Source organism: Streptacidiphilus sp. MAP12-20 (assembly GCF_041262525.1).
Taxonomy (GTDB): domain Bacteria; phylum Actinomycetota; class Actinomycetes; order Streptomycetales; family Streptomycetaceae; genus Streptacidiphilus.
Window position 1 is genome coordinate 201,717 of the sequence record NZ_JBGCCK010000004.1, and the last position, 16,108, is coordinate 217,824.

The 16,108-nt window shown below is 71.0% G+C and carries 13 protein-coding genes; 2 read left to right on the top strand and 11 right to left on the bottom strand.

What is annotated here, in order from left to right; all coding sequences use genetic code 11:
• Positions 1–66 precede the first annotated feature (66 nt).
• The 7 genes from ABIA32_RS07025 to ABIA32_RS07055 form a co-directional block, all read right to left on the bottom strand.
• On the bottom strand, positions 67–1,281 hold the full coding sequence (locus ABIA32_RS07025) for a hypothetical protein (RefSeq protein WP_370092990.1): 1,215 nt from the start codon (positions 1,279–1,281) through the stop codon (positions 67–69).
• A 4-nt stretch (positions 1,282–1,285) separates the two neighbouring features.
• Entirely contained in the window at positions 1,286–2,878 is a 1,593-nt protein-coding gene (locus ABIA32_RS07030; protein WP_370092991.1) for a serine/threonine-protein kinase, read from the bottom strand.
• A 282-nt stretch (positions 2,879–3,160) separates the two neighbouring features.
• Positions 3,161–4,870 carry a glycerol-3-phosphate dehydrogenase/oxidase gene (locus tag ABIA32_RS07035; protein WP_370092992.1) on the bottom strand — a complete coding sequence of 570 codons (1,710 nt, stop codon included), beginning with the start codon at positions 4,868–4,870 and terminating at the stop codon, positions 3,161–3,163.
• Between the two features lie 226 nt (positions 4,871–5,096).
• Positions 5,097–6,209 (bottom strand): GuaB3 family IMP dehydrogenase-related protein, encoded by a 1,113-nt coding sequence (locus ABIA32_RS07040; protein ID WP_370092993.1) that lies wholly within the window; start codon positions 6,207–6,209, stop codon positions 5,097–5,099.
• A 123-nt stretch (positions 6,210–6,332) separates the two neighbouring features.
• Positions 6,333–7,832: an IMP dehydrogenase gene (gene guaB, locus ABIA32_RS07045; protein ID WP_370092995.1), complete on the bottom strand. Its 1,500-nt coding sequence runs from the start codon at positions 7,830–7,832 to the stop codon at positions 6,333–6,335.
• A 338-nt stretch (positions 7,833–8,170) separates the two neighbouring features.
• Positions 8,171–8,788, bottom strand: a complete 618-nt coding sequence (locus tag ABIA32_RS07050) for a sigma-70 family RNA polymerase sigma factor (protein WP_370092996.1) — start codon at positions 8,786–8,788, stop codon at positions 8,171–8,173.
• A 187-nt stretch (positions 8,789–8,975) separates the two neighbouring features.
• Positions 8,976–9,587, bottom strand: coding sequence for a response regulator transcription factor (locus ABIA32_RS07055; protein WP_030251459.1), 612 nt, complete (start codon positions 9,585–9,587; stop codon positions 8,976–8,978).
• 465 nt (positions 9,588–10,052) lie between these two features.
• Between ABIA32_RS07055 and ABIA32_RS07060 the strand changes: the two genes are divergently transcribed.
• A complete protein-coding gene (locus tag ABIA32_RS07060; RefSeq protein ID WP_370092997.1) occupies positions 10,053–10,370 on the top strand; it encodes a WhiB family transcriptional regulator in 318 nt (105 codons plus the stop codon).
• 84 nt (positions 10,371–10,454) lie between these two features.
• Here the strand turns inward: ABIA32_RS07060 and ABIA32_RS07065 are convergent, their stop codons facing one another.
• From ABIA32_RS07065 to groES, 3 genes are all read right to left on the bottom strand, one after another.
• Positions 10,455–11,348: a LysR family transcriptional regulator gene (locus tag ABIA32_RS07065; RefSeq protein WP_370092998.1), complete on the bottom strand. Its 894-nt coding sequence runs from the start codon at positions 11,346–11,348 to the stop codon at positions 10,455–10,457.
• A 295-nt stretch (positions 11,349–11,643) separates the two neighbouring features.
• Positions 11,644–13,278 carry a chaperonin GroEL gene (groL, locus tag ABIA32_RS07070; protein WP_370092999.1) on the bottom strand — a complete coding sequence of 545 codons (1,635 nt, stop codon included), beginning with the start codon at positions 13,276–13,278 and terminating at the stop codon, positions 11,644–11,646.
• 104 nt (positions 13,279–13,382) lie between these two features.
• Complete coding sequence (groES, locus tag ABIA32_RS07075; RefSeq protein ID WP_370093000.1) at positions 13,383–13,691, bottom strand: co-chaperone GroES; 309 nt, start codon at positions 13,689–13,691, stop codon at positions 13,383–13,385.
• A gap of 384 nt (positions 13,692–14,075) precedes the next feature.
• On the opposite strand from groES, the gene ABIA32_RS07080 reads away from it, so the two are divergent.
• Positions 14,076–15,227, top strand: a complete 1,152-nt coding sequence (locus ABIA32_RS07080) for an SAM-dependent methyltransferase (RefSeq protein WP_370093163.1) — start codon at positions 14,076–14,078, stop codon at positions 15,225–15,227.
• Here ABIA32_RS07080 and ABIA32_RS07085 read toward each other — a convergent pair.
• Positions 15,217–16,083 carry a polysaccharide deacetylase family protein gene (locus ABIA32_RS07085; RefSeq protein WP_370093001.1) on the bottom strand — a complete coding sequence of 289 codons (867 nt, stop codon included), beginning with the start codon at positions 16,081–16,083 and terminating at the stop codon, positions 15,217–15,219. The two genes, ABIA32_RS07080 and ABIA32_RS07085, sit on opposite strands and share 11 nt — an antisense overlap.
• Positions 16,084–16,108 lie beyond the last annotated feature (25 nt).

Sequence of the window (16,108 nt, forward strand, 5' to 3'; positions counted from 1 at the left end):
AGACCGGGATGTGACGCTCCGGCACCCGCCGGGCAGGAGCCCCAAGGGAGGAATCGACTGCGCGACTCAGCGCGCGAACATGGCCGTCAGTACCAGAGTGCCCAGCACCGCAAGGATTATCGCACCGACCAGCACCGGTCCCAGCAGCACCGATCCGCGCCGTGGAGCGGCATGGTGATGCCGCTCGGCCACCTCCGCGGGCGTCCGCTGCGCAGGCAGTCGCGCGGCGACGGGCAGCGGCACGGCCAGCCGGGCGGAGCTGGGCAGCATCGGCGCCGAGAGCACCGTGAACGGCGTCGGCTCCTCCAGCGGCTCCGGCGCGCGCTGCAGCAACTGTCGCAGCGCGGCCCTGACCTGGGGCAGCGTCGGCCGTCGCGCCGGATCCTGGTCGAGCAGCCGGTCGAGCAGCGGGCGCAGCGGACCCGTCTGCCGGGTGTCCGGCCGCGCTCCGGTGCGCACCGCGTCGAAGAGCCGGTCCACCTCGTGCTCGGGGAACGGCGGCACGCCGGTCACCGCGCGGAACAGCAGCACGCCGAGCGCCCAGGCGTCCGCGCCGGGGCCGACCGGCAGGCCCGCGCCGCCGACGATGCCGAGCTGCTCCGGCGCCCAGCGCTCCGGCACCGCACCGACGATGACGGCCCGCGCGTCCCTGGCCCGCACCCGCGCCGGGCTCCACAGCGCCGTCGGCACGCCCGCGCCGGATTCGGCGGTGCCCGGTCCGCCGCAGAGCGCCTCCTGCGCTGCGGAGACGACCAGGCCGCCGACGAGTGCCGTGCCGTCCTCGCAGACGGTGACCGTGGTCGGCGTCAGGTTTCCGTGCACCAGCCCGGCGCGGTGCACGGCGCCCAGCCCCGAGCTGAGGTCGTAGGCCAGCTCGGCAGCCCGATAGGGCGTCAGCGGCCCGGCCTCCAGCAGCTGTGCGAGCGGCACGCCGGGAACCCACTCGCCCGCGACCCAGAGGTAGCCGTCCTCGGCGAAGACCTGGAAGACCTGGCTGAGCCGGGGGTGGTCGGCGACCGCCTGCGCCGCGAAGGCGGCGTGAGTGAGCGCCAGCCCGCGGGCGTCGTCGGTTTCCGGACGGTCCGGTGCGGATGCGTCCCCCGCGTCCCCCGTCGCATCCGCCAGCTGGTCGAAGGGCGTCACGAGTTCAGGCAGCGGCACCGCGTCCAGCAGCACCGGCGCGCCGCTGCGCAGATCCCGGGCCTCGGCCGCCCCGCCGCGGCGCAGCTCGGTCAACTGGTAGCGCTCGGCGAGGAGCCGGCCACCGGACGCCTTCGCCATCGGCTCAGCCCCCCGGCTTGAAGGTCTTGAAGAAGTGAGCGAGCAACTGCTCGCTGCGGCCGACCTGCCACGTCGACTCGGGTGCCGTCCAGTAGATCGCGTACGCGTGGCTCGCGTCCACCACGAAGCCCCGGTTGAGGGAGTGACGTGTGGTCACCCCCGTACGGAAGCTCCACTCCCAGTCGGCTGCGTCCCAACCACGCCACTCGACCTGGGCCAGCTTGATCCGGTGGTAGTCGGCGAGCTTGCCCGCAACGGCCGGCTCCTCCTGCTGCCAGGCCCGCAGCGCGCCGACCTTGAGCGGGTGCGCCGAGAAGTCGATCTGCAGCGTTCCGGCCGCGCCGGTGTACACCATCGCACTGCCGGTCTGCTTGGTGAGCCGCCAGCCATCGGGGATCTCCACACTCGACCCGCCCGGACCGGCGACGCGCTGGAAGGCGAGAGGCGCGACGGTGTCGTTGTCGGCGGGAGTGCTGCCGGTCCCGGCAGGGACGCCGGTCTGCGCACCGGACGCGGAGGCGGAGGCCTTCGGATGGTGCCCGGTCCGGTCCTGGCTCGTGTTGCCCCCGCCGTTGTTCATGGCGGCGACGGCGGCGGTGACCAGCAGGGCCACGGCCAGCACGATCCCGCCGACGACCAGCCCCCGCCGGCTGCGCCGCGCGGGCGCGGATGCCGGCGCCGGCTGCACCTGCGTGCGCTCCGGCTCCGGCACGACCTGGGTGGGCGCGTCGGGCAGGCCCACGAACTGCGTCGCGACGCGCGACCGCCGCTCGTACTCGCCGACCACCCCGCGCAGCATGGCCTGCGCGGTCGGCGCGTCCAGCCGCTGGGCCGGATCCTTGCGCAGCAGGCCGGCGATGACCGGACCGAGCAGCCCGCCGTTGGTCAGCGGCGGCACGGGTGCCGTCATCACCGCCGTCAGCGTGGACAGGGCCGAGCCGCTGTCGTACGGCGGAACGCCCTCCACCATCGCGAAGAGCGTGGCCCCGAGCGACCACAGGTCCGCGGGCGGTCCCGGCACGCCACCGCGGGCCCGCTCCGGCGAGATGTACGAGGGCGCGCCGACGAGCATCCCGGTGGAGGTGACGGAAGGGTCCCCCTCCACCCGCGCGATCCCGAAGTCCGTGAGCACGACGCGGCCGTCATGGCCGATCAGCACGTTGGACGGCTTGACGTCCCGGTGCAGGATGCCGACCCGGTGCGCCTCGGCGAGCACGCCGAGCAGCTCCAACGCGACCTCGGCGGCCCGCTGCGGCGGGAGCACCCCGTCGTCCCTGATCACCTCGCTGAGCGAACGCGACTCGACCAGCTCCATGACGATCCACGGGCGGCCGTCCTCCTCGACCACGTCGAAGACGGTGACGGCGCCGCTGTGCCGCACCCGCGCGATCGCCTTCGCCTCCGTCAGCGTCCGCGCGACCAGCCGCCGCTGCTCGTCCTCGTCGACCCCGGCAGCGAACCGCAGCTCCTTGACGGCGACGTCCCGCCCAAGAAACTCGTCCTCGGCCCGCCACACGGTCCCCATCCCGCCCTGCCCCAGCACGGACGCCAGCCGATACCGCCCTGCCAGCAGTTTGCGCTGGTGCTCGCCGTTCATCCGGACCCCTCCGCGTCGCCACCGCTGTCACCGCCCATCATCCCGTGACGGACGCATGCAGCTGACACAGGGTTGCACCTTCTCAGGGGCGCGGGGATTCTGCAGGCGAGGTAGCTGCACCATCCAGGGGCGCGGGGAACTGTGCGAGAAACCACCGTGTGCGGATGGCCCTGAGCGTTCGGCCTGCCACGTGGGTCGGTGGCTTGTCGCGCCCACGCGGCGGAGCCGCATATCAGCAGGGCCTCGCGCCCCTGGAGTTGCAACTACCTGCGGCAGCGAAAACTACTTCAGGGGAACGATATCCGCCGCGCCGAGTCGCGCCGCGTCCGCTGTCAGATCGTCGGGCTGTTGCTGGGACTCCCGCTCCGCGGCCACGCGCTTGCGGTAGTGCTCGACCTCCTTGTCGATCTGCGCCTTGTCCCAGCCCAGTTCGGGCGCCATCAGCTCCGCCGCCTCCGTCATCACCGCCGTCCCCCGGTCGAAGGTCTCGATCGAGATCCGCGTCCGCCGCGCCAGCACGTCGTCCAGGTGCCGGGCCCCCTCCGCCCGCGCCGCGTAAACGACCTCCGCCCGCAGGTAGTCGTCCGCGCCGTCCAGCGGCTCGCCGAGACCCGGGTCGGCCACGACCAGCTGCAGGACCTCCTCCGCCAGCGAGCCGTAGCGGTTCAGCAGATGCTCGACCCGAGCCACGTGCAGACCGCTGCTCCGCGCCAGCTCGCCCCGCGCGTTCCACAACGCGCGGTACCCCTCCGCGCCGGCCAGCGGGACGGTGTCCGTGCAGCAGGGGGCCACGCGCTGATCCAGCGCGTGCACCACCTCGTCCACCGCGTCCTTCGCCATCACCCGGTACGTCGTGTACTTGCCGCCTGCCACCACGACCAGTCCCGGCGCCGCGTGCTGGACGACGTGCTCACGGCTCAGCTTCGACGTCGCGTCCGACTCGCCCGCCAGCAGCGGGCGCAGACCGGCGTAGACGCCCTCGACGTCCTCGCGGGTCAGCGGCATCGCCAGCACGGAGTTGACGTGCTCCAGCAGGTACTCGATGTCCGCGCTGCTCGCGGCCGGGTGGTCCTTGTCCAGGGTCCACTCGGTGTCGGTGGTGCCCACGATCCAGTGGCGACCCCACGGGATCACGAAGAGCACGCTCTTCTCCGTACGCAGGATCAGCCCGGTCGAGGAGTGGATCCGGTCGCGCGGCACGACCAGGTGGATGCCCTTCGACGCCCGGACGTGGAACTGTCCGCGCTCGCCGACCATCGCCTGCGTCTCGTCCGTCCACACGCCCGTCGCGTTGACGATCTGCCGGGCGCGGACGACGAACTGCGCGCCGGTCTCCAGGTCGTGGACCCGCGCGCCGACGACACGCTCGCCCTCGCGCAGAAAGCCGACGACCCGCGCGCGGTTCGCCGCGTACGCCCCGTACGAGGCCGCGGTCCGCACCAGCATCGTCACCAGCCGCGCGTCGTCCACCTGCGCGTCGTAGTACTGGATCGCACCGACCAGCGCGTCCTTGCGCAGCGCGGGTGCGGCGCGCAGCGCCTGACGCCGGGAGAGGTGCTTGTGCAGCGGCAGCCCACGCCCGTGGCCGCTCAACACCGACATCGCGTCGTAGAGCGCGACCCCGGAGCCGACGTACGGCCGCTCCCAGCCGCGCCCCTGCAGCGGATAGAGGAAAGGGACCGGCTTCACCAGATGTGGCGCCAGCCGCTCCAGCAGCAGCCCGCGCTCCTGCAGGGCCTCCTTGACCAACGCGAAGTCGAGCATCTCCAGATAGCGCAGACCGCCGTGGATCAGCTTGCTCGACCGCGAGGACGTCCCCGCGGCCCAGTCCCGCGCCTCCACCAGCCCGGTGACCAGCCCGCGCGTCGCGGCGTCCAGCGCGGTCCCCGCGCCGACGACTCCACCGCCGACCACCAGCAAGTCGAGCTCGCGCTCCCCCATCCTCGCGAGCGCGGCCGCGCGCTCCTCCGGACCCAGCTTGATGCTCCGCATGACGCCTCCGCGTGTAGCCCAGCCTTCCGATCAACAGTACGTTCGGGCACTCGGGAAACCGTTGAGGGGCGCGGGGCTCTGCTTGATTTACTGCTGCGCGACAAGCCACCCCAGGCGGTGAGTCCCCGAACGTTCAGGGCCATCCGCACAGGGTGGTTGCTCGCGCACGCAGTAAATCAAGCAGGGCCCCGCGCCCCTAAGGATGTTGCAACTGACCGTCGGTTGCTCAGCGGGCGACGGTGACCTCGACGCGCTGGAACTCCTTGAGCTCCGAGTAGCCCGTCGTCGCCATCGCGCGGCGCAGCGCGCCGAAGAGGTTCATCGTGCCGTCCGGGGTGTGCGACGGGCCGAGGAGGATCTCCTCGGTCGTGCCGACCGTGCCGAGGTCCACGCGCTTGCCGCGCGGCAGCTCCTCGTGGACGGCCTCGGCGCCCCAGTGGAAGCCACGGCCCGGCGCGTCGTTCGCGCGCGCCAGCGCCGCGCCGATCATCACGGCGTCCGCGCCGCAGGCGATCGCCTTGGACAGGTCGCCGGAGAAGCCCACGCCGCCGTCCGCGATCACGTGGACGTAGCGGCCGCCCGACTCGTCCATGTAGTCCCGGCGCGCCGCCGCGACGTCCGCGACCGCCGTCGCCATCGGGACCTGGATGCCAAGGACCGTGCGCGTGGTGTGCGCCGCGCCGCCGCCGAAGCCGACCAGGACACCCGCCGCGCCCGTGCGCATCAGGTGCAGGGCAGCCGTGTAGGTCGCGCAGCCGCCGACGATGACCGGGACGTCCAGCTCGTAGATGAACTGCTTCAGGTTGAGCGGCTCGGCCGCGCCGGAGACGTGCTCCGCGGAGACCGTCGTCCCGCGGATCACGAAGATGTCGACGCCCGCGTCCACGACGACCTTCGAGAACTCCGCCGTGCGCTGCGGCGACAGCGCCGCCGCCGTCACGACGCCCGAGTCGCGGATCTCCTTCAGGCGCTGCGTGATCAGCTCCGCCTTGATCGGCTCGCGGTAGATCTCCTGGAGGCGACGGGTCGCGACGGCCTCGTCCTTGACCTCGGTGATCTCCTCCAGCAGCGGGCGCGGGTCCTCGTAGCGGGTCCACAGGCCCTCGAGGTTCAGCACGCCCAGGCCGCCCAGACGGCCGAAGGCGATGGCCTGCTCCGGGGAGACCACGGAGTCCATCGGCGCGGCCAGGAACGGCAGCTCAAAGCGGTAGGCGTCGATCTGCCAGGCGATCGAGACCTCCTTCGGGTCCCGCGTACGGCGGCTCGGGACGACCGCGATGTCGTCGAAGGCGTACGCCCGCCGGCCCCGCTTGCCCCGCCCGATCTCGATCTCGGTCACCTGTACTGCTCCCTCGGTTGTGCTCAGCGTGCGACTGCCGTGCCCCAGTATCCCGCACAACGCGAAGGGGAGCCGCCCGGTCTCATTCCCCGGTGCGGCTCCCCTTCGGGACGCTGGCTACGTTCAGCTGTGGTAGTTCGGCGCCTCGACCGTCATCTGGATGTCGTGCGGGTGGCTCTCCTTGAGCCCCGCCGAGGTGATCCGGACGAAGCGGGCGTCCGTCTTCATCGACTCGATCGACTCCGCGCCGACGTAGCCCATGGACTGCCGCAGACCGCCGACCAGCTGGAAGATGACCGAGCTGAGCGGGCCGCGATAGGCGACCTGGCCCTCGATGCCCTCGGCGATCAGCTTCTCGTCGGAGCTGACGTCGCCCTGGAAGTAGCGGTCCTTCGAGTAGGACTTCGCCTGGCCGCGCGACTGCATGGCGCCCAGCGAGCCCATGCCGCGGTAGGACTTGAACTGCTTGCCGTTGATGAACAGCAGCTCGCCCGGCGACTCCTCGCAGCCGGCCAGCAGGCTGCCCAGCATGACCGTGTCGGCGCCGGCGGCGAGCGCCTTGCCGATGTCGCCGGAGTACTGCAGACCACCGTCGCCGATCAGCGGCACGCCGGCCGCCTGCGCGGCCACCGCGGCCTCGTAGATCGCGGTGACCTGCGGCACGCCCACGCCGGCGACCACGCGGGTGGTGCAGATGGAGCCGGGGCCGATGCCGACCTTGATGCCGTCGCAGCCGGCGTCGATCAGCGCCTGCGCGCCGTCCCGCGTCGCGACGTTGCCGCCGATGACGTCGGCGTCGATGGACGACTTGATCTTGGCCATCCAGTTGAGCGCGTTGCGGTTGTGGCCGTGCGAGGTGTCCACGACGATAAAGTCCGCACCGGCGGCGGCGAGGGCCTGCGCCCGCTCCAGCGCCTCGGCGGAGGCGCCGACAGCGGCGCCGACGATCAGACGGCCCTCGGCGTCCTTGGCGGCGCTCGGGTACTTCTCGGCCTTGACGAAGTCCTTGACCGTGATCAGGCCCTTGAGCTTGCCCTGGTCGTCGACCAGCGGCAGCTTCTCGATCTTGTGGCGACGAAGCAGCCCGATGGCGTCCTCACCGGAGATCCCGACGTGGCCGGTGATCAGTGGCATCGGCGTCATGATCTCGCGGACCTGACGGGTGCGGTCCAGCTCGAAGGCCATGTCGCGGTTGGTGACGATGCCGAGGAGACGACCCTCGCCGTCCGTGACCGGCACGCCGCTGATCCGGAACTTCGCGCACAGCGCGTCCGCTTCGGCCAGCGTGGCGTCGGGCGAGACCGTGATCGGGTCGGTGACCATGCCGGACTCGGAGCGCTTGACCAGGTCGACCTGGTTCACCTGGTCCTCGATGGAGAGGTTCCGGTGCAGCACGCCGACGCCGCCCTGGCGGGCCATGGCGATCGCCATGCGGGCCTCGGTGACCTTGTCCATGGCGGCGGAGAGCAGCGGGATGTTCACCCGCACATTGCGCGAGACGCGCGAGGAGATGTCCACAGCGTTGGGCAGGACCTCGGAGGGGCCTGGCAGTAGCAGCACATCATCGTAGGTAAGCCCGAGCATGCCGAACTTCTCGGGTACCCCAGCTGCGTTGTAAGACATGACACCCTTCCCGAAGTGGATCCGTGGATCTCCTGGACGGGAAGCTGGTGGCCGCACCCGCCCGACGCGACACGGCGCCTACGGGGGCCGCAGGGTGGGCAGCTCGGCACCGTTGACTAATTCTACCGGGCCCGGCGGGGCCCTCTTGTGCATCAGGAACAACTGAGGTAGCAGTCACATTCCTGCCCTTCGGCAGAACGTCCAGTTGCACTACCCAGGGGCGCGGGGCTCTGCTTGATCAACTGCGCGCGCGAACAACCACCCTGTGCGGATGGCCCTGCGCGTTCGGTGCTCTACGTCCCAGGGTGGCTTGTCGCGCAGTTCCTCGCGCCCCTCGGCTACGCCGACAAGCCTTCGGTGCCGCCCTCGGCCAGGGCCCGGAGGCGGCTCAAGGCGCGGTGTTGGGCAACCCGCACCGCGCCGGCGGACATGCCCAGGACCTCGCCCGTCTCCTCCGCCGTCAGCCCCGCCGCAACGCGCAAAAGCACGAGCTCCCGCTGACGCTCCGGCAAGAGCGCAAGCAGCTCGCGCATCCACGCCGCGTCACTGCTGAGCAGCGCCCGCTCCTCAGGGCCCAGCGCGTCGTCCGGGGTGTCCGGGAGCTCCTCGCCGACCGGGACACTGTGGCCGGGGCCACGCATCGCCGCCCGCTGGAGATCCGCGATCTTGTGCGCGGCAATGCTGTAGACGAACGCCTCGAACGGGCGACCCTCGTCGCGGTAGCGCGGCAGCGCGCAGAGAACGGCGAGGCAGACCTCCTGCGCCACGTCGTCCACGTGGTGCCGGGCGTTGCCGGGGAGCCGGACCAGTCGGGCCCGGCAGTACCTCAGGACCAGCGGGTGGACCTGCGACAACAGGGCGTCGACCGCGTCGGGATCACCCTCGACCGCATGCAGGACCAGCGACCCGATGGGCACGCCCGGCCCCGTCGCAGGGCTCGCCTCGTCGTCACGCACTGGTCCATGGTGCCTGGTCATGGGCGAAAACGTGACACCGCACCCTGACTTGTGCATCGGAACGTTATCCGCCACGCCACCATCCCCGCCCAGCCGGACTCCGCGCTACACCCCCATGGTGCGCCCTCGGGTGGGAAGCGGGCCATGCCCCCTCCCACCCGGGAAGCCATCCCACCCGGGCAGGCGGTCAGCGGACCAGACCCCAGCGGAAGCCGAGCGCCACCGCGTGCGCGCGGTCCGACGCGCCGAGCTTCTTGAAGAGGCGACGTGCGTGCGTCTTGACCGTGTCCTCGGAGAGGAAGAGCTCGCGGCCGATCTCGGCGTTGCTGCGGCCATGGCTCATGCCCTCCAGCACCTGGATCTCACGAGCCGTCAGCGTGGGGGCCGCGCCCATCTCCGCGCAGCGGAGCCGGCGCGGGGCGAGGCGCCAGGTCGGGTCGGCCAGGGCCTGGGTGACCGTGGCGCGGAGTTCGGCGCGGGACGCGTCCTTGTGCAGGTAGCCACGGGCGCCGGCGGCGACGGCCAGCGCCACGCCGTCCAGGTCCTCGGCGACGGTGAGCATGATGATGCGCGCGCCGGGATCGGCGGACAGCAGCCGCCGCACGGTCTCGACCCCGCCGAGGCCGGGCATCCGGACGTCCATCAGCACCAGATCGGACCGGTCCGCAACCCAGCGGCGGAGCACCTCCTCACCGTTGGTAGCCGTGGTCACCCGATCGACACCGGGGACCGTGGCCACCGCGCGCCGCAGCGCCTCCCGGGCCAGCGGGGAATCGTCACAGACGAGAACGGATGTCATGACCCGCCTCCGCAGCTGATGAGCGTCACGTTGAGCCTCCTGGCTGGTACGAATCGTCACCGGCACGGCCTCCGGTGTACTGGCGTCTTCCCCGACGCCCGTGCCGTTTGCCGCCTCCGCACTCCCAACGACCGTCACCCGAATGAGTTACGGCCTGGCAGCAGCCTCCACCACTCTACGTGGCTGACCCGCTACGGATCATCCACCTCGCGGGTGCACAACGGCGCAAATGCGTCGCTCGTGCGACGCCCGCGCGCCTCGTCGGGCGTGCCGTTAGGCCCAACGAGTGCACCCGCATGCAGGACACGCTTCCCTTCCGCTTGCCCGGTTAGTCCGTTTTCATGGGATTTGATGGTTATCGGCACGTTATGCAACGCTGATGGCCTCTTGTCCGTTAGATCTGCATGAGTCATATTTCCATCAGTTCGTACTGAATCGCTAGCACCACTCAAGGGAATGACGACCATGGCCGACTACTCACGGCTCCCTGGCCCGAACGCAGACCTGTGGGACTGGCAGCTCTCCGCCGCATGCCGCGGCGTGGACAGCTCTCTGTTCTTCCACCCGGAAGGCGAGCGCGGGGCAGCCCGCAGCTCGCGCGAGCAGTCCGCGAAGGAGGTCTGCATGCGGTGCCCGGTGCGCGCGGAGTGCGCGGCGCACGCGCTGGCGGTACGGGAGCCCTACGGGGTGTGGGGCGGACTCACCGAGGACGAACGCGAGGAGCTGCTGGGGCGTGCCCGCCGGCGCACGCTCGACCCACTCTCGCTGCTACCCGTCGACTGACCGACCGACTGACTGTCGATCAAGGCGGAACGTTTCTTCACATACACGCGCCGCGTCCCACGGCGTGTCAGCCTGGGCCTGTCGTCACAGGCCCTTCAGTTTCTCCAGCATCAGCGCGACTGCCGGGACCCGTCCCAGGTCCGGCAGCGTCAGCGCGACGATCTCGCGGGCGATGCCCGCACCCAGCGGGACCACGGCGACGCCGTCCGTCCGGCTCGCGGCCAACGCGAGCTCGGGCAGCACGGCCACGCCCAGACCGGCGGCGACCAGGCCGAGCACGGCCGGGTAGTCGTCGGTCGCGAAGTCGATCCGCGGGGTGAACCCGGCGGCTTCGCACAGGTCCACGAGATGCCCCCGACACTGCGGGCACCCGGCGATCCACGGCTCGTCCGCGAGGACGGCCAGGTCGCTCACCTCGGCGCGCCCCGCGAGCGGGTGGCCCTCCGGCAGGAGTGCGACGAGCGGGTCACGCCGCAGGCGCGTGACCGCGAGGTCACTCCAGTCATCCGGCTCCGCCACGGCGTTCGGGTAGCGGAACGCGAGGACGACCTCGCACTCGGCTGCGCGGAGCATGCCGACGGAGGCCGGCGGCTCGGCCTCGGTGAGGGAGACCTTGACCCCGGGCTGCTCGGCGCGGAGCGCGGCGACGGCGGCGGGCACGAGGGTGGCGCTCGCGGTCGGGAACGAGACCAGGCGGACGCGCCCGGCGCGCAGCCCTGCGATGCCGGCGAGCTCGTCCTCGGCGGCGGTCAGCCCGGCGAGGATGCCTGCGGCGTGCCCGGCGAGCACCTCACCCGCTTCGCTCAGCGCGACGCCGCGTCCGACCCGGACGACGAGGGGGGTGCCGACGGACTTCTCCAGCGCCTTCATCTGCTGGCTGATGGCGGGCTGCGTCAGCCCGAGCTCGCGCGCGGCGGCGGAGAAGGAGCCCTGCCGGGCGACAGCGCGCAGTACTCGTAGATGACGGGCCTCGATCACGGGCCTCAGCATAGGCACATCCGAGGTTGCACCTTCAGGGGCGCGGGGAACTGCGCGAGCAACCACCCTCTGCGGATGGCCCTGCTCGTTCGGCCCGCCAGCTCGTTGGGTGGCTTGTCGCGCAGTTCCCCGCGCCCCTGAAGGTGCAACGGGCCCTCCGTCGTGACCTGTCGCGCCCACGCCGCGGAGCGGGCGCGAGTCCGCCGCCAAACGCCTCAATGCCTGAGACCCCCAGCGAACGCCGGAAGCCCGGCTCCCCGAAGGGGGGCCGGGCTTCCGGTCGAACGCGAGAGCGTCAGTGCGAGTGGCCGTGGCCACCGTGCGAGTGACCAGCGGCGGCCGGCTCCTCTTCCTTCTTCTCGACGACCAGGGTCTCGGTCGTGAGCAGCAGGGACGCGATGGACGCGGCGTTCTCCAGCGCGGAGCGGGTGACCTTGACCGGGTCGATGACGCCGGCCTTGAGCAGGTCGCCGTACTCGCCGGTGGCGGCGTTGAAGCCCTCGCGGGCGTCGGTCAGCTCGGCCACCTTGGTGGTGATGACGTAGCCCTCGAGGCCCGCGTTCTGGGCGATCCAGCGCAGCGGCTCGATCAGCGCGCGGCGGACGACCGCGACACCGACAGCCTCGTCACCGGTCAGGCCCAGGCCGCCGTCGAGCACCTTCTGCGCGTGGACGAGCGAGGCGCCGCCGCCGGCGACGATGCCCTCCTCGACCGCCGCGCGGGTCGCCGAGATGGCGTCCTCGAGACGGTGCTTCTTCTCCTTGAGCTCGACCTCGGTGGCCGCGCCGACCTTGATGACGCAGACGCCGCCGGCCAGCTTGGCCAGGCGCTCCTGCAGCTTCTCGCGGTCCCAGTCGGAGTCGGTGCCCTCGATCTCGGCCTTGATCTGCGCGACGCGACCCGCGACCTCCTCGGAGGAGCCGGCGCCGTCGACGATCGTGGTGTCGTCCTTGGAGACGGTGATGCGGCGGGCGGAGCCCAGCACGTCCAGGCCGGCCTGGTCGAGCTTGAGGCCGACCTCCTCGGCGATGACGGTGGCGCCGGTCAGCGTGGCGATGTCGCCCAGCATGGCCTTGCGGCGGTCACCGAAGCCGGGGGCCTTGACGGCCACGGCGTTGAAGGTGCCACGGATCTTGTTGACGACGAGGGTGGAGAGCGCCTCGCCCTCGACGTCCTCGGCGATGATCAGCAGCGGCTTGGAGGCACCGCCCTGAAGGATCTTCTCCAGCAGCGGGAGCAGGTCCTGGATCGAGGAGATCTTGCCCTGGTGGACGAGGACGTACGGGTCCTCGAGCACGGCCTCCATCCGCTCCTGGTCGGTGACCATGTACGGGGACAGGTAGCCCTTGTCGAACTGCATGCCCTCGGTGAACTCGAGCTCGAGACCGAAGGTGTTGGACTCCTCGACGGTGATGACACCGTCCTTGCCCACCTTGTCCATGGCCTCGGCGATCAGCTCGCCGACCTGGGTGTCCTGCGCGGAGAGCGCGGCGACGGCGGCGATGTCCTCCTTGCCCTCGATCTCGCGGGCGACGGAGAGCAGGTGCGCGGAGACGGCCTTGACGGCGGCGTCGATGCCGCGCTTCAGGGCGGCCGGGCCGGCGCCGGCGGTGACGTTGCGCAGACCCTCGTTGACGAGCGCCTGGGCCAGCACCGTGGCGGTGGTGGTGCCGTCACCGGCGACGTCGTTGGTCTTGGTGGCGACCTCCTTGACGAGCTGCGCGCCAAGGTTCTCGTACGGGTCGTCCAGCTCGACCTCACGGGCGATGGTCACGCCGTCGTTGGTGATGGTCGGAGCGCCGAACTTCTTGTCGATGACGACGTTGCGGCCCTTGGGGCCGATCGTCACCTTGACCGTGTCGGCCAGCTTGTTGACACCGCGCTCCAGCGAGCGGCGGGCGTCCTCGTCGAACTGCAGGATCTTGGCCATGCTATGAGGTTCCCTCTCAAACAACCGCGCCCCGGGCCCCGTGTACGGGTCCCGGGGCGGGTCACGACTTAGCCGTCTTGACGGTCAGGTCAGGTGGAGCAGTCTTACTTCTCGATGATCGCGAGCACGTCGCGGGCCGAGAGGACCAGGTACTCCTGGCCGTTGTACTTGACCTCGGTGCCGCCGTACTTGCTGTAGAGGACGACGTCGCCGACGGAGACGTCCAGCGGAAGACGCTGGCCGTCCTCGAAGCGACCCGGGCCCACGGCGAGGACGACGCCCTCCTGGGGCTTCTCCTTCGCGGTGTCCGGGATGACCAGGCCAGAGGCCGTGGTCTGCTCGGCGTCGAGCGGCTGGACCACAATGCGGTCCTCAAGCGGCTTGATGGCAACCTTGGAGCTGGTGGTCGTCACGATCCGACCTCCCCCTTCGGAGATCCGGGGTACACATGTCTTGGGGCGTGAGACATGGCAAGCCCGTCGTCGCGGTGCCGGACGTGCCGTTTCACGCTTAGCGCTCTCTGGTGGAGAGTGCCAACGACGACAGTAGGCGGCGCTTAGCACTCAGTCAACCAGAGTGCCAACGCGTCGCTTATCTGGAGGCGTGCAAGCGGGTCAGTTGCACCGCCCAGGGGCGCGAGGAACTGCGCGACAAGCCACCCTGGGACATCGAGCACCGAACGAGCAGGGCCATCCGCACAGGGTGGTTGTCGCGCACGCAGTTCATTGAGCAGAGCCCCGCGCCCCTGGGCGGTGCAACACAATGTCGGTGTGGAGATCGACTCGTTTGCCCAGCTGATGACCCCGGAAGGCCAGGCCCTCCTGGCCGAGCTGCGCGACTACGCGCCCAGTGACGAGCTCGCGCTCGCCACGCGGCTGCGCCGCTCCTACGACGCCGGGCTGGTGTCGGCAGCGCTCGCGCAGGCCCGGCTGAGGACTCGAGCGGCAGTCAAGTTCGGCCCCGACGCGCAGCGCATGTACTTCACGCCGAACGGCGTCGAGCAGTCCACCCGATCGAGTGTCGCCGAGTGGCGCGCACAGCGGTTCGCCGCGCTCGGGGTGACCTCCGTCGCCGACCTCTGCTCCGGGATCGGCGGGGACGCCGTCGCGCTCGCGCGGGCGGGGATCCGGGTGCTGGCCGTCGACCGGGATCCGGTCGCCTGCGCCGCCGCCGAGGCGAACGCCGAGGCGCTCGGGCTCGCCGGCCTGATCGAGACGCGCTGCGCCGACGTCGCCGAGATCGACACCGCCGGCTACGACGCCGTCTTCGTCGACCCCGCCCGCCGGGGCGGTCGGGGCCGGATCTTCGATCCGGAGGCGTACTCACCGCCGCTCAGCTGGGCCGTCGAGGCAGCGCGCAGCGCGCCCTTCGCCGCGCTCAAGGTGGCGCCGGGCATCCCGCACGACGCCGTCCCCGAGGACGCCGAGGCCGAGTGGGTCTCCGAGAGCGGGGACGTGAAGGAAGCCGCCCTCTGGTTCGGCACGAAGGCCGCGCAGCCGCACCGCGCGACCCTGCTCCCCGCCGGGGCCAGCCTGACCGGCGGCCGGCTGCCCGACCCGCCTGCCGGGCCCGTGCGGCGCTACCTCTACGAGCCCGACGGCGCGGTGATCCGCGCGCACCTGGTCGCCGAGGTCGCCGCGCAGCTGGGCGGGGCCACGCTCATCGACCCGACCATCGCGTATCTGACGACGGACCAGCTCACGCCCACCCCCTACGCGACGGCCTACGAGGTCACCGACGCGCTCCCGTTCAACCTCAAGAAGCTGAAGGCCCTCGTCCGCGAACGCGGCATCGGCACGCTCGTCGTGAAGAAGCGCGGGTCCGCGATCGAACCCGAGGAGCTCCGGCGGAAGGTCAAGCCCGAAGGGGCGAACTCGGCGGTCGTCGTGTTGACCCGGGCCGCCGGAGCGCCCGTCATGCTGCTGGCTCAGCCCGCCGTCAGCCCGTAGGCGGCTGAATGTAGTCGTCGAGCCGGGCGACGGTGAAGCCCTGCTCCTCGATCCGCTTCACCATGTTCACGAACATCTGCACCATGGACTCCCCCTTGAGCTCGGAGGGGCCACGGAAGTGCGCGAGGATGATGTCGCCGGGCCGGAACTTCTTGTCCGCCGTCTGGTACTGCAGGCCGGTGATCTGCATCGTCTCCTTCCAGAGCACGACCGCGCGCGGGCCGCAGGCCTGAACCGCCTGGTTGAGGCTGCTGGTGTGCGCTCCGGCGCCGAAGGGCGGGCGGAAGAGGAACGGCGCGGTGCCGTACTCGGTCGTCAGCGTCTTCTGGTCCTCGCACACCTGCTGCTTCTGCGCGGCGAGGGAGATGGTGTTCATCGGCGGGTGGCTGACGGTGTGGTTCTGGATGCTGTTGCCCAGCGCCTGAAGGGGTTTGAAGTAGCCGTAGTTGCTCTTGATGATGTCCCTGGTCAGGAACATCGTGACCGGGATCTTCAGATCCTGCATCAACTGGACGAAACGCGGATCCTTCTCGGCCCCGTCGTCGAGGGTGATGAAGACGACCTTGTCGGTGGTCGGCACGTTCGAGAAGACCGGGACCGTGCCGGTCTTCGTCAGCTTGATCGGCTTGTCCGCGGGCGCGGCGGGCGCGGGCAGCAGTGGCTGCAACCCCCACTTCGCCCAGGCGGCGGCGTCGACGCCGCCGGTCTCCGTGCTCGTCTGGGGCGTCGCTGAGCTCGCGTCCCCACTGGTCGACTTGGGCGAGCCGTTCGTACCGCTGCCGCCGCTGCTGCTGCCACAAGCGCCGACGGTCGCCGCCATCCCGAGCGCGATCGCCGCGCCGAGCCACCTCTTCATGACGTACTCACTGACCCTTACTCAG

Bases quoted from the DNA above. Each gene is read 5' to 3' on its own strand.
- ABIA32_RS07055 (WP_030251459.1), bottom strand. From the start codon at position 9,587: ATGACATCCGTTCTCGTCTGTGACGATTCCCCGCTGGCCCGGGAGGCG.
- groL (WP_370092999.1), bottom strand. From the start codon at position 13,278: ATGGCCAAGATCCTGCAGTTCGACGAGGACGCCCGCCGCTCGCTGGAG.
- guaB (WP_370092995.1), bottom strand. From the start codon at position 7,832: ATGTCTTACAACGCAGCTGGGGTACCCGAGAAGTTCGGCATGCTCGGG.
- ABIA32_RS07030 (WP_370092991.1), bottom strand. From the start codon at position 2,878: ATGAACGGCGAGCACCAGCGCAAACTGCTGGCAGGGCGGTATCGGCTG.
- ABIA32_RS07080 (WP_370093163.1), top strand. From the start codon at position 14,076: ATGACCCCGGAAGGCCAGGCCCTCCTGGCCGAGCTGCGCGACTACGCG.
- ABIA32_RS07035 (WP_370092992.1), bottom strand. From the start codon at position 4,870: ATGCGGAGCATCAAGCTGGGTCCGGAGGAGCGCGCGGCCGCGCTCGCG.
- ABIA32_RS07085 (WP_370093001.1), bottom strand. From the start codon at position 16,083: ATGAAGAGGTGGCTCGGCGCGGCGATCGCGCTCGGGATGGCGGCGACC.
- ABIA32_RS07060 (WP_370092997.1), top strand. From the start codon at position 10,053: ATGGCCGACTACTCACGGCTCCCTGGCCCGAACGCAGACCTGTGGGAC.
- ABIA32_RS07025 (WP_370092990.1), bottom strand. From the start codon at position 1,281: ATGGCGAAGGCGTCCGGTGGCCGGCTCCTCGCCGAGCGCTACCAGTTG.